Genomic DNA, 15,308 nt, shown 5'->3' with positions numbered 1-15,308 from the left:
TGCGCACGCTGTTCCAGCATCCGAGGCTGGCGGAGTTTGCGCAGGCGGTACTGGAGGAACAGCAGGAGCCGCAGGGTGAGCAAGGGGCGCAGGTGGCCGGCGAGATCGACGTGCCGCCCAATGGCATCCCCGAAGGCTGCACGGCGATCACGCCGGACATGCTGACCCTGGTGGCGCTGGATGAGGTGGAGATTGCTCGCATTGCCGCGGCGGTGCCGGGAGGTGCGGCCAACATCCAGGACATCTACCCGCTGGCGCCGCTGCAGGAGGGGATTCTGTTCCACCACCTGCTGCAGTCCGAGGGCGATGCCTATGTCACCTCGCACACGCTGAGCTTCGACTCGCGCGAGCGGCTGCAGCGGTTTGCCGAGAGCTTTGACCAGGTGGTCGCGCGGCATGACATCCTGCGCACGGCCGTGTTCTGGGAGGGCCTGGCGACGCCCGTGCAGGTCGTCTGCCGGCAGGCCCGCCTGCCGCTGTCCTGGCTGGAGGAGGGCGGAACAGCGGCATCATCGCAGGACGCGCAGGACGCGCAGGACGCGCTGGCCCGGCTGGCCGCCTGCGCCCGGGGCTACCGCATCGACCTGCGCAAGGCGCCGCTGATCCACCTGGTGGCCGCGCACGACGCGCCAGGCCAGCGCTGGCTGCTGCAGATCCTGGCCCACCACATGGTGGACGACAACACCACGCTCAAGCAGGTGATCGGCGAGATCGCGCTGATCCAGCAGGGCCGCTCCAGTGCGCTGCCCCGGCCGCTGCCGTTCCGCCGGTTCGTGGCCCAGGCGCGCTCGGGCGAGGGCACGGCCGGGCATGAGGCGTTCTTTCGCGCCATGCTGGGCGATGTGCAGGAGCCCACGGCGCCCTTCGGGCTGCTGGATGTCCAGGGCGACGGAGCGCGCACGAACGAGGTGCGGCAGGTGCTTGACGGCGGCCTTGCCGCCCGGTTGCGGCAGCAGTCCCGGCGCCACGGCGTCAGCGCCGCCGCGCTGTTCCACCTGGCCTGGGCCCTGGTGCTGGCCAGGACCAGCGGCAGGGACGACGTGGTGTTCGGCACCGTGCTGTTTGGCCGCATGCAGGCCCAGCAGGGCGCGGCCCGCGCGCTGGGCATGTTCATCAATACGCTGCCGCTGCGCGTTCGCCTGGCCGGTCGTGGCGTGGCCCAGGCCCTGCGCCAGACCCAGTCCGCGCTGACGGACCTGCTGCAGCACGAGCATGCCAGCCTGTCGATGGCCCAGTCCTGCAGCGGCCTGGCCGGCGGGGCGCCGCTGTTCACGGCCCTGCTCAACTACCGGCACACGGCGCTGCAGGATGCGGACGCCGGCGATGCCTGGACCGGCGTGCAGATACTGCAAAGCCACGAGCGCACCAACTTCCCGTTCGGCCTGTCGGTCAACGACACGGGCGAGGGCTTCACGCTGATCGCGCATGTGATCGATGCGGTGAATGCCCACAGCATGTGCGGCTACATGCACGAGGCGCTGGACGGCCTGGCCGATGCCCTGGCGTGCGACCCCGGCCAGCCCGTGACCGCGATTGCGGTGCTGCCCGCGCATGAACGGGACAGGCTGCTGCAGTGGAGCCTCAATGGAAAGGCCCATCCCGAGGCCCTGCCCGTGCACCGGGAATTCGAGGCCCGCGTGCGGGAGCAGCCCGATGCCGTCTGCCTGGTCCATGGCGACGAGGCGCTGACCTCGGCCCGGCTCAACGCCCGTGCCAACCGGCTGGCCCACAGGCTGATGGCCCTGGGCGTGGGGCCGGACGTGCGCGTGGGCGTTGCGCTGGAGCGCTCGGTGGACATGGTGGCGGGACTGCTGGCGGTGCTCAAGGCCGGCGGCGCCTACGTGCCGCTGGACATGGAGTACCCGGTGGACCGCCTGGCCTACATTGCCCAGGACAGCGGCATTGCCCTGCTGCTGACCGAGCGCAAGGCACGCGAGCGCCTGCCGTTCGCGCAGGCGCTGAACGTGGTCGAGCTCGACGATCTGGACCTGGACGCAGGGCCTGACCACAATCCCGGAGTGGCGGTCCATGGCGACCATCTGGCCTATGTGATCTACACCTCGGGCTCCACCGGCCGGCCCAAGGGGGCGGCCAACCGGCATGCCGCGCTGTCCAATTGCATGGCCTGGATGCAGGACCACTACCGGCTCACGCGGGCCGACGCGGTGCTGCACAAGGCGGCCTTCGGCTTCGATGTCTCGGCCTGGGAAATCTTCTGGCCGCTGACGGCGGGCGTGCGCCTGGTGGTGGCCCGGCCCGGCGACCACCGCGATCCCGAGCGCATCGTCGCGCTGATCCGCCGCCACCAGATCACCACGCTGAACTTCGTGCCGGCCATGCTGCAGGCGTTTCTGGCCCATGAAGGTATCGAGGAGGAGACCCGCCTGCGCTATGTGATCTGCGGCGGCGAGGCCATGCCGGCCGAGACACAGCGCGAGGCCCTGCGCCGCCTGCACGGCGTCAGCCTGCAAAACCTCTATGGCCCGACCGAGGCCGCCATCCACGTGACGCACTGGACCTGCCGCGACGATGGCCGCAGCCCGGTCCCCATCGGCCGCCCCGTCAGCGCGACCAAGGCCTTGGTGCTGGGCCAGGATCTGGGACTGGTTCCCGCAGGCGTGGCCGGCGAACTCTATCTGGGCGGGCAGGCGCTGGCGCAGGGCTACCTGGGCCGGCCCGGCCTGAGCGCCGAGCGCTTCGTCGCCGACCCGTTCGACCAGGGCGGCGGCCGCCTGTACCGCACGGGCGACCTGGTGCGCTGGAACGATGAAGGCCAGCTGGAGTACCTGGGGCGCCTGGACCATCAGGTGAAGATCCGAGGCTTTCGCATCGAGCTGGGCGAGATCGAGGCCCGGCTGCTGGCCCAGCCGCAGGTGCGGGAGTCCGTGGTCGTGGCCCGCAAGGGCCCGGCGGGCATGCACCTGGCGGCCTATGTCTCGGCGCATGAAGGGCTGCAGGTCACGGCGGCCGAACTGCGCGAGCGCCTGGCCCTTGAACTGCCGGACTACATGGTGCCGGCCGCCATCATGGTGCTGGACCGCCTTCCCCTGAATGCCAACGGCAAGGTGGACAGGGCCGCCTTGCCCGAGCCTGAACTGCTGGCCAGCCTGCACTACGAGGCGCCCGTGGGCGACGGCGAGCAGCGGCTGGCCGCACTCTGGAGCGAGGTGCTGGGCGTGGAGCGCGTGGGGCGCCAGGACCATTTCTTTGAGCTGGGCGGGCACTCGCTGCTGGCCCTGAAGCTGCTGGAGCGCATGCGCGCCCAGGGCTGGGTGACGCAGGTGCGCACGCTGTTCCAGCACCCCCGGCTGGCGGATCTGGCGCTGGCGCTGCGCCGCGAGCAGGGCCTGCCCCGGCATGAGGTGCAGGTGCCGCCCAACGGCATTCCCGAAGGCTGCACGGCCATCACGCCCGACATGCTGACGCTGGTGGCACTGGACGCGCAGCAGATCGCGCGGGTGCAGGCCGCCGTGCCCGGTGGCGCGGCCAACATCCAGGACATCTATCCGCTGGCGCCGCTGCAGGAAGGCATTCTGTTCCACCACACCCTGCACCAGCAGGGCGACGCCTATGCCACCCCCACGCTGCTGGGCTTTGACACGCGGGAGCGTTTGCTGGGCTTTGTGCAACGGCTCAACCAGGTCATCGCACGCCACGACATCCTGCGCACGGCCGTGCTGTGGGAGGGGCTGGCCGAGCCTGTGCAGGTGGTCTGCCGGCAGGCGCAGGTGCTGCTCGACTGGCTGGAGCCTGGTGAACGCGAGGGCGAAGGCGATGTGGCCGCCGCGCTTCAGCAGCGGCTGGACCCGCGCGTGCAGCGCATCGATGTGCGCCGCGCGCCCATGATCCGCGCCGTGGCGGCGCAGGATGCGCCCCACGGGCGCTGGCTGCTGCAGCTGCTGACGCATCACCTGGTGCTGGACCACACGACGCTGGAGCGCATCGTCGAAGAGATCGCGCTGATGGCGCAGGGCCGCGAGGCGGAGCTGCCCAGGCCCCTGCCGTTCAGGCGCTTCGTGGCCCAGGCCCGGCTGGGCGTGAGCACCAGTGAGCATGAGGACTTCTTCCGCGCCATGCTCGGCGATGTGGATGAGCCCACGGCGCCGTTTGGCCTGCTGGATGTGCAGGGCGACGGCAGTGCGGTGCAAGAGGCCAGGCTGGCCTTGGACGAGCCCCTGGCGCGCAGCGTGCGGCAGCAGGCACAGCGCCATGGGGTGAGTGCAGCCAGCCTGTTCCACCTGGCCTGGGCGCTGGTGCTGGGCAGGACCACGGGCAAGGACGACGTGGTGTTCGGCACCGTGCTCTTTGGCCGCATGCAGGGCGGGGAGGGCGCGCACAGTGCGCTGGGCATGTTCATCAACACGCTGCCGCTGCGCATACGGTTGGGCGGTCGGCTGGGCGGGCGCAGCGTGCAGTACTGCCTGCATGAGACGCATGCGGGGCTGACGGGGCTGATGCACCACGAGCACGCCACGCTGTCGCTGGCGCAGCGCTGCAGCGCTCTGGCGGGGGGAACGCCGCTGTTCTCGGCCCTGCTCAACTACCGCTACAGCGTGGCCCCGCAGGAGGGGGGCGCAGCGGGCGCAGCCTCGGGCGCATGGGAAGGCATGACGGCGCTGGGCGGGCAGGAGCGCACCAACTACCCCGTGACCGTGTCCATCGACGACCTGGGCGAAGGCTTTGGCATCGTGGCCCAGGCCGATGCTGCTCTGGGGGCTGAACGGCTGTGTGGATACATGGCGTCGGCCGTGGCCTCCCTGGTCCACGCGCTGGAAAGCGAGCCCGGCCTGGAGGCTGCGGCGCTGGACATGCTGGACGGCAAGGAATGGGCGCAGCTGCAGGCCTGGAGCCTGGGCGCCCGAACCGAACCAGGGATGCAGCCGGTGCACCAGCTGATCGAGCGCCAGGCCCAGGCACGGCCGGATGCCGTGGCGCTGGTCTTTGGCGATCAGGTGCTGAGCTACCACCAGCTCAACCGCCGCGCCAACCAGCTGGCACACCGGCTGATGGCCCTGGGCGTGAGGCCGGAGACCCGGGTGGGCATCGCCATGGAGCGGTCCATCGAGATGGTGGTGGGCCTGCTGGCCATCATGAAGGCCGGTGGCGCCTATGTGCCCCTGGACCCCGATCACCCGCCCGAACGGCTGGCCCAGATGATCGAAGACGGCGCCGTGCGGCGCCTGCTCACCCACAGCGCGCTGCGCGAGCGCCTGCCCGCAGGCGAGGATCTGCAGTGGCTGGACATCGACCGCATCGATGTGGCCGGTGAATCTCAGCGCAACCCCGTGGTTGCCGTGCATGGGGAGCATCTGGCCTATGTGATCTTCACCTCGGGCTCCACGGGCCGCCCCAAGGGCGCGGCCAACCGGCATGCGGCCCTGCACAACCGGCTGGCCTGGATGCAGCAGGCCTATGCGCTCGATGCCTCGGACGCCGTGCTGCAAAAGACACCGTTCAGCTTCGATGTGTCGGTCTGGGAGTTCTTCTGGCCCCTGATGGTCGGCGCCCGGCTGGTGATGGCCGCGCCTGGCGATCACCGTGACCCCGCAAGGCTGGTGGCGCTGATCACGGGCCATGGCGTCACCACCGTGCACTTCGTGCCTTCCATGCTGCAGGCCTTTGTGGCGCATGCGGGCGTTGCGGCATGCACGGGCCTCAGGCGCATCCTGTGCAGCGGCGAGGCCCTGTCGGCCGAGGCGCAGAACGCCGTCTTCAGGTTGCTGCCCGGAGCCGGTCTCTACAACCTCTATGGCCCGACCGAGGCGGCCATCGACGTCACCCACTGGCGCTGCCGCGACGACGGGCGGCGCCAGGTTCCCATCGGCCGGCCCATCAGCGGCATCCGCACCTATGTGCTGGACTGCGCCATGCGGCCGGCGCCACAGGGCGTGGCCGGCGAGCTGTACCTGGGCGGCATGGGCCTGGCGCGCGGCTATCTGAACCGCCCCGCACTGACGGCCGAGCGCTTTGTGGCCGACCCGCTGGACACGCAGGGCGGCCTGCTGTACCGCACGGGCGACCTGGTGCGCTGGAACGGCGACGGCCAGATCGAGTACCTGGGGCGCCTGGACCACCAGGTGAAGATCCGCGGCCTGCGCATCGAGCTGGGCGAGATCGAGGCCCATCTGCTGGCCCAGCCCGGCGTGCGCGAGGCCGTGGTGGTCGCGGCGCAAGCCACATCGGGCGCGGCGGGCGCACGCCTTGTCGCCTATGTGGCCGGCCCGGACGCCGATGCGGGGCTGGCCGAAACCTTGCGCCAGGCGCTGGCCCGGCGGCTGCCGGACTACATGCAGCCTTCGGCCATCGTCGTGCTGCCTGCGCTTGCGCTCAATGCCAACGGCAAGGTGGACCGCAAGGCCCTGCCCCAGCCCGAATGGGCGCAGCGTGGATACGAGCCGCCGCACAACGGGGTCGAGCAGCAGCTGTCGGCGATATGGGCTGAGCTTCTGGGGCAGGACCGCGTGGGGCGGCGCGACAACTTCTTCGAGCTGGGCGGGCACTCGCTGCTGGCCATGGGCATGCTGGAACGCATGCGCGCGCATGGCCTGTCGGCCTCGGTGCGCAGCCTGTTCCAGCATCCGCAGCTGGCGGATTTTGCGGCGCAGCTGATGCAGGCGGACGACGCCGCCCAGGTGCAGGTGCCGCCCAACGGCATCCCCGAAGGCTGCACGGCCATCACGCCCGCCATGCTGACACTGGCGGCGCTGGACGTGCAGGAGATCGCACGGGTCGAGGCCGCCGTGCCCGGTGGCGCGGCCAACATTCAGGACATCTATCCGCTGGCGCCGCTGCAGGAAGGCATTCTGTTCCACCACACCCTGCACCCGCAGGGCGACGCCTATGCCACGCCCACGCTGCTGGGCTTCGACACGCGCGAGCGGCTGCTGGGCTTTGTGCAACGGCTCAACCGGGTCATCGCACGCCACGACATCCTGCGCACGGCCGTGCTGTGGGAAGGGCTGGCCGAGCCCGTGCAGGTGGTCTGGCGGCAGGCACAGGTGCTGCTCGACTGGCTGGAGGAGAGCGAAGGTGAAGGGGAAGGAACGGATGTGGCCAGCCGGCTGCAGGCCGTGCTGGACCCGCGCGTGCAGCGCATCGATGTGCGCCGCGCGCCCATGATCCGCGCCGTGGCGGCGCAGGATGCGCCCAACGGGCGCTGGCTGCTGCAGCTGCTGACCCACCACCTGGTGCTGGACCACACGACGCTGGAACGCATCGTCGAGGAGATCGCGCTGATGGCCCAGGGCCGCGAGGCGGAGTTGCCCAGACCCCTGCCGTTCAGGCGCTTCGTGGCCCAGGCCCGCCTGGGCGTGAGCACCAGCGAGCATGAGGACTTCTTCCGCGCCATGCTCGGCGATGTGGATGAACCTACGGCGCCGTTTGGCCTGCTGGATGTGCAGGGAGACGGCAGCGCGGTGGAGGAGGCCAGGCTTGCGCTGGATGCACAACTGTCGCGCGAGCTGCGCCGGCAGGCGCAGCGCCATGGGGTGAGTGCAGCCAGCCTGTTCCACCTGGCCTGGGCGCTGGTGCTGGGCAGGACCACGGGCAAGGACGACGTGGTGTTCGGCACCGTGCTCTTTGGCCGCATGCAGGGCGGGGAGGGCGCGCACAGCGCGCTGGGCATGTTCATCAACACGCTGCCGCTGCGCATACAGCTGGGCGGCCGCAGCGTGCAGGAATGCCTGCGCCAGACGCATGAACTGCTGACGGGGCTGATGCACCACGAGCACGCCACGCTGTCGCTGGCGCAGCGCTGCAGCGCTCTGGCGGGGGGAACGCCGCTGTTCTCGGCCCTGCTCAACTACCGCTACAGCGTGGCGCCGCAGGAGGGCGCCGCAGCGGACGCAGCCTCGGGCGCGTGGGAAGGCATGACGGCCCTGGGCGGGCAGGAGCGCACCAACTACCCGGTGGACATGTCCATCGATGACCTGGGCCAGGGCTTTCGCCTGGTCGGACAGGCCAGCAAGACCGTGGGCGCGCAGCGCCTGTGCGCCTACATGCTGGCCGCCGTGGAAGGCATTGTTGCGGTCCTGGCCGAAACGCCCGCGCTGCCGGCCTGCGATATCGAGCTGCTGGACCGGGATGAATGGGCGCAGCTGACGCAATGGGCGCAATCGGTGCAGTCTGGATGCAACCCGCCGCGCCGCGACGCCCAGCCCCTGGTGCACAGGCTGTTCGAGCAGCAGGTGGACGAGCGGCCCCAGGCCACGGCCCTGGTCTTTGGCGACGAATGCATCAGCTATGCGCAGCTCAACCGGCGTGCCAACCGCCTTGCGCACCGCCTGATCGCCGAGGGAGTGGGCGCGGAGGTGCGCGTGGGCATTGCGGTGGAACGCTCGGTGGAGATGGTGGTTGCCGTGCTGGCCGTGCTCAAGTCGGGCGCGGCCTATGTGCCCCTGGACCCCGGCTATCCGGCCGAGCGCCTGGCCCACATGGTCGAGGACAGCGGCATGGCCTGCCTGCTCACGCAGTCCCGCCTGGGGCTTGCGGTGGCCGGTCGCGTGAAGGCGCTGGACCTGGATGCCATCGGCGCGATGCCGGGGCCCGACCACAACCCCGGCGCCGCCGTGCATGGCGAATGCCTGGCCTATGTGATCTACACCTCGGGCTCCACCGGCCGCCCCAAGGGCGTGGGCATCTCCCACCGCTGCCTGGCCGAACAGGCGCAGCTGGCCGTCGGCTTTGCCGCGCTGTCGCCGCAGGACCGCGTGCTGCAGTTCGCCACGCTGAATTTCGATGGCTGCATCGAGCAGCTGTTCGCGCCGCTGGTGGCCGGCGCGGCCATGGTGCTGCGCGGGCCCGAACTCTGGGACAGCGCCACCTTCCACAGGGAACTCATGGCCAGGCAGATCAGCGTGGCCGATCTGACCACCGCCTACTGGCTGCTGCTGGTCCAGGATTTTGCGCGCCAGGGCCTGCGCGGGTACGGGCGGCTCAGGCAGGTGCATGTGGGCGGCGAGGCCATGCCGGCCGCCGGCCTGCAGGCCTGGCGCGATGCCGGGCTGGGCCATGTGAGGCTGCTCAATGCCTATGGCCCGACCGAGGCCACCGTCACGGCCTCCCTCTTCGACTGCACGGGCCTGGTGGAAGGCGCCGGCGCGGCGCCGCAGGACCTTCCCATAGGCCGGCCCCTGGCGGGCCGGCACATGTGGGTGGTGGACGACCGGATGCGCCCCGTGCCCCTGGGCGTGGCCGGCGAGCTGTGCATAGGCGGGCCCCTGCTGTCGCGCGGCTACCTGAACCGGGCAGGGCTCAGCGCGGAGCGCTTTGTCGCCGACCCCTTCGGCCGCGATGGCGCAAGACTCTATCGCACGGGCGACCTGGTGCGCTGGAATGCGCAGGGCCAGCTGGAGTACCTGGGGCGGGTGGACCACCAGGTCAAGATCCGCGGCCTGCGCATCGAGCTGGGCGAGGTGCAGTCGCAACTGCTGGCGCTGGACGATGTGCGCGAGGCTGTGGTCGTGGCCGGCGAGGGACCGGCGGGCACGCGGCTGCTGGCCTATGTGTCTGCCCGCAGCGGGCGGACCCTGGACGGGCAGGAGATGCGCGAGCGCCTGGCCACGGTACTGCCCGACTACATGGTGCCGGGCGCCATCATGGTGCTGGACCAGTTGCCGCAGAACGCCAACGGCAAGCTGGACCGGCAGGCCCTGCCCGCGTTCGCCATGCCAGCCGCCAGCCAGGCGCCCGAGGGCGAACTGGAGGCGCTGCTGGCCCGTATCTGGGCCGAGGTGCTGGGCCTGGAGCGGGTGGGGCGCAGCGACAACTTCTTCGCGCTGGGCGGTGATTCCATTCTGAGCCTGCAGATCGTCTCGCGCCTGCGCCGCTTCGGCTGGAAGCTGTCGCCAAGGCAGCTGTTCGAGCGGCAAAGCATTGCCGAGCTGGCGCGTGTGGCCGAGCCCGTGCAGGACGAGGCCGTGGAGCAGGAGACCCCGGTCCAGGGGAGCGTTCCCCTGCTGCCCATTCAGGCGGAGTTCTTCGAAACGGACGTGCCGCAGCGATCCCACTGGAACCAGGCCCTGCTGCTGCGCAGCACGCAGCCGCTGCAGCCTGCGCCGCTGCGCCAGGCCCTGGCCGATTTGCTGGCCCGGCACGACAGCCTGCGCCTGCGCTTTCGCCCCACGGCGCAGGGCGCCTGGGAGCAGGCCTACGCAAGCCCGTCCGAGGCCGACCTGCAGGCACTGCTGTGGGTGCGCCAGGCACGGGATGCCGGCGCGATCGAGGCCTTGTGCGAACAGGCGCAGCGCAGCCTGGACATCGTCCACGGGCCGCTGCTGCGCGGGCTGTGCATCGAGGTGGGCGACGGCAGCTGGCGCCTGCTGCTGGTGGCCCACCATCTGGTCGTCGATGGGGTCTCCTGGCGCATCCTGCTCGAGGACCTGCGTTCGGCCTATGCCAGCCGGCTGCAGGGCCTGGAGCCCGCCAGGGTCCACAAGACCGCCAGCTACCAGCGCTGGTCGCAGGCGCTGCAGGCCCATGCCGCGCAATGCGGCGGCGAGCTGGCCTTCTGGCAGGCGCTGGCCCAGGTGCCGGCCAGCCTGCCCTGTGCCCGCCCCGAGGGGGCCAACACCCTGGCATGGCAGTCCAGCGTCGAGCTGCGGCTGGACCGCGAGCGCACCGAGGCCCTGATCAGCCGCGTGCCGGCCGCCTACAGGACGCAGATCAACGACATCCTGCTGGCCGCCCTGGGGCGCGCCCTGTGCGCGTGGAGCGGGCAGCAGCGCATCCTCGTGGACCTGGAGGGCCATGGCCGCGAGGAGCTGTCGGCCGGCGTGGACGTCTCGCGCACCGTGGGCTGGTTCACCAGCGTCTTCCCGGTGGCGCTCGATGCAGGCACAGGCCCTGGCGACGCGATCAAGCGCGTCAAGCAAAGCCTGCGCGAGGTGCCGCTGCACGGCCTGGGCCATGGCGTGCTCAAGTACCTGGGCACGGCGCAGCAAAGGCAGGCCATGCGGGCCTTGCCCCAGGCCAGCCTGGTCTTCAACTACCTGGGGCAGTTCGATGCAAGCTTTGACAGCGCGGCCCAATGGCTGCCGGCTGCCGAGGGCAGCGGCATGCCGGCCGACGCCTCGGCGCCGCTGTCGCACGAGTTCACCATCAATGGCCGCGTCTACGACGGCGAGCTGGTGATGACGGCCGCCTTCAGCACGGCCCGCCACGACACGGCCGATGTGCAGGCCTGGATGGGGCGCTACCGGCAGGAGCTGGAAGGGCTGATCGACCACTGCCTGAGCGGCGCGCAGGGGGTGACGCCCTCGGACTTCCCGCTGGCCCGGGTCACGCAGGCGCAGCTGGACGGCCTGGACCTGCCTGCGGGCAATCTGGCGGACCTCTATCCGCTGTCTCCCATGCAGTCGGGCATGCTGTTCCACAGCCTGTCCGATCCCTCGGGGCTGTCCTATGTCACCCAGCTGCGCATCGACGCGCATGGCCTGGATGCCGCGCGCTTCCGAAAGGCCTGGCAGGCGGTGCTGGACCGCCATGCCGTGCTGCGCAGCGGCTTCCTGGCCGATGCGTCCCTGCCGCTGCAATGGGTGGCCCGGCAGGTCCTGCTGGACATCACCGAGCATGACTGCCGGCACAGCGAGGATGTGGCGGGCGCCCTGGATGCCCTGGCCGCCGGGCAGTTCGCGGCCTTCGACCTCAGCAAGCCGCCGCTGATGCGGCTGGCCCTGGTCCGCGTGTCCGATGGCAGCCACCACTGCATCTGGACCGCCCACCACCTGCTCACGGACGGATGGAGTTCATCGAGCCTGCTGGGCGAGGTGCTGCGCGACTACAAGGGCATTGCCGTGGAGCCCGTGGACACCAGCTACCGCGACTACATCGCATGGCTGCAAGGCCTGGACCACGGGGCCAGCGAGGCCTACTGGAGGCGCCTGGTGCAGCCGCTGCACGAGCCCACCTTGCTGGTGGATGCGCTTGCCCGGCCTGCTGTCCGGCCTGGTGCCTTGCCTGCAGCCCGTCAGGGGCACCACGAGGCCGGCGCCGCGCTGGATGCCGGTGCCACGCAGCAGCTGGTGGAGTTTGCCCAGCGCGAGCGCGTGACGGCCAACACCCTGGTGCAGGCCGCATGGTCGCTGGTGCTGGCGCGGTACACGGGCCAGGCCACGGTGGCCTTCGGGGCCACGGTGGCAGGCCGCCCGCCCGAGCTGGCCGGCGTGGAAAGAATGCAGGGGCTGTTCATCAACACCTTGCCGGTGGTCGTGGCCTGCGACGGCGCGCTGGAGCTGGGCCCCTGGCTGCGCACGCTGCAGGCACAGAACCTGGCCTCGCGCGAGCATGAGCAGACGTCGCTTTCGGACATCCAGCGCTGGGCGGGCAAGGGCCAGCGCGGCCTGTTCGACAGCATCCTGGTGTTCGAGAACTACCCCATGGATGCCGTGCTGTCCGCGCACGACGACCCGCATCTGCGGTTTGCGGTGACGCATGCCATCGACGTGACCTCCTATCCCATGGACCTGGAGGTGCGGCTGGGCGATGTGCTGTCGCTCAAGATGATCTACCAGCGGAGCAGCTTCGGCGATGACACCGTGCAGGCCCTGCTGCGGCAACTGGGGCAGGTGCTGGCGTCCATGGCGGGCGAGGGCGTGCACTGCCTGCGGGACATCGCCTTGCTGCCCGAGCCCGGACGCGATGGGCCGGCGGGCACAGGCACGGGCACGGATGCCTGCCGCACGCCATTCCTGCCCGTGCATGCCGGCATGGCGCTGCAGGCGCACCGGGACCCGGGCGCGGTGGCGCTGGTCATGGGCGAGCAGACCATCAGCCATGGCGAGCTGCAGGCGCGCAGCAACCATTTCGCCAACCGCCTGGTGCAGGCCGGCGTGGGGCGCGGCGCCATCGTCGGCATCGCCATGGAGCGTTCGCTGGAAATGGTGATCTGCCTGCTGTCCGTGCTCAAGGCGGGCGCGGCCTACCTGCCCCTGGACCCGGCGTCGCCCGCCGAACGCCAGAGGTTCATGCTGGCAGACAGCGGTGCCTCCCACCTGATCGCCCACAGGGCGGCGCTGCACAAGCTGGGCACGCCCGCTGTGGCCCATCTGGTGGTGGCCGAGGAGGTGGACTTCACCCAGGCCTGCAACGCGGCGCCGGCCCATGCCGTGCATGAGCGCGACCTGGCCTATGTGATCTACACCTCGGGCTCGACCGGGCAGCCCAAGGGCGTGGTGGTCGAGCACGGGCCGCTGGCCATGCACTGCGCGGCCACGGCCGGGATCTACGGCATGCGGGCGAACTCGCGTGAGCTGCATTTCATGTCCTTCTCGTTCGACGGCGCGCATGAGCGCTGGCTGACGGCCCTGAGCATCGGCGCCGGCCTGGTGCTGCGCGAGCCGCAGATGTGGACGGCGGAGCAGGCCTGCGAGGCCCTGCGCCACCACGGCATCTCCAATGCCGCGTTCCCGCCGGCCTATCTGGCGCAGATCGCGGACTGGGCCGCAGAACAGTCGCAGGAGCCGCCGCCGGTGGAGCTGTACGTCTTCGGTGGCGAGGCCATGCCCAAGGCCGCCTACGACAAGGTGCGCCAGAGCCTGCGCCCGCGCCTGCTCATCAACGGCTACGGCCCCACCGAGACGGTGGTGACGCCGCTGATCTGGAAGGCCGAGGCCAGCGAGACCTTCGACTGCGCCTACGCCCCCATCGGCCGGCCCGTGGGCGAGCGCACGGTGCACATCCTGGATGCCGACCTGCACCGGGTGCCGCACGGCGTCGTGGGCGAGCTGTACATCGGCGGCTACGGCCTGGCGCGCGGCTATCTGTCGCGCCACGGCCTGACGGCCGAGCGCTTCGTCGCCGACCCCTTCGACGGCGGTGGCGGCCGCCTGTACCGCACGGGGGACCTGGTGCGCGAGATGCCGGACGGCAACATCGAGTACATAGGCCGGGCCGACCACCAGGTCAAGATCCGGGGCTTCCGCATCGAGTTGGGCGAGGTCGAGAAGGCCGTCCGGGCCGTGCCCGGCGTGGTCGATGCCGCCGTGCTGGTCCAGGATGCCGGTACAGGCAAGCAGCTGGTGGCCTATGTGGTGGGGGAGGAGGGCACGGCCGCGCAGTCCCTGGTCCAGCGCATCCGCCAGCAGACAGGCGAGCACCTGCCCGACTACATGCTGCCGGCCCATACGCTGGTCCTGCCCGCCCTGCCAAGACTGGTCAGCGGCAAGCTCGACCGTGGTGCGCTGCCGCTGCCGCAGGCAGATGCCGCGCGGGTTCACGTGCCACCGTCCACAGCGTCGGCCATGGCGCTGGCCCGCATCTGGCAGGAGGTGCTTGGCGTGGAACGCGTGGGCGAGACCGACAACTTCTTCGAACTGGGCGGGGACTCCCTGCTCAGTCTCAGGATGCACGCCAAGGTGCGCAAGCTGGGCGATCCGCAGCTGGACTTCAAGCTGCGCGACCTGCTGCAGCGGCCCACCATTGCCGGCTTGCTGGAGCTTCGCTCAGCCGGCGCCGGTGGAGCTGGGGGCGTCGTGGCGCTCAACGCCGTGTGTGAGGCTGCGCCACCGCTGTTTTGCGTGCATGCCGGGTTCGGCACGGTGTTTGACTACCAGCCGCTGGCGCGGGCCTTGCAGGACCGGCGCACCGTCCACGCCATACCCTGCCGCAGCCTGGGCGATCCCGGCTACCGCGACCGCTCGCTGGAGCAGATGGCCGACGACTACTGCGCGATGGTGAGGCAGGTACAGCCCGCCGGCCCCTACCACCTGCTCGGCTGGTCCCTGGGCGGCAGCCTGGCGGCCCTGATCGCGGCCCGGCTCGAAGGCCAGGGACAGACGGTGGGCTTCCTGGGGCTGGTGGACCCGTTCGTGCCTGCTGGCGATACGGCCGGGTCCCCGTCGTGGTGGGATGACTTCCGGCTCTTCGTCTCGCAGATGCTGCCCTTGGCACGCATCGAGGACCTTGCGGACATCGATGCATCGGTGCCGCCCCGCGCCGATCTGCTGGCTGCCGCGCTGGGCCGCGAAGCTGCAAGGCAGGGACCGGGGGGACCGAGCGGCCATGCCTGCATGGACGGCGCCGACCTGGCCCAGGCCTTTCTGACCACCCTGCACCTGAAGCACCTGGCGCTGCAGGCGCAGGCCCTGGCGCCCGTGCAAGCGGCGGCAAGCCTTTGGTGGAGCGATGAAACCGCGGCCGGGCACCGGCTGCGGCTCGCGCACCAGCTGCGCCAGGAGGGGGCCGAGGGGGTCGAAAGGGCCGAAAGGGCAGAGGGCGCGGTGATCCGCGCCGACCACTACGCCATCATGAGGAACGAGAGGCTGACAGCCGAAATCCTCGACGCCTTGGCGCTGGAGTACGCGCTGGACTGA

General features: G+C 70.7%; 1 protein-coding gene (only partly in view). It reads left to right on the top strand.

Going from position 1 to position 15,308, the window contains the following annotated elements; genetic code table 11:
• A protein-coding gene (locus ACN20X_RS22115; RefSeq protein ID WP_473209926.1) for a non-ribosomal peptide synthase/polyketide synthase crosses the window boundary here: on the top strand, positions 1-15,308 show its 3' portion. Its footprint begins 3,235 nt before the window's first position; 15,308 of the gene's 18,543 nt are visible here — the last part of the coding sequence; the start codon falls outside the window, past its left edge; it ends in the stop codon at positions 15,306-15,308.

This window comes from Delftia sp. PX-1 (assembly GCF_055797465.1).
Note: the sequence above shows the minus strand (reverse complement) of the source record. Positions and strands in the feature narration are given on the sequence as shown.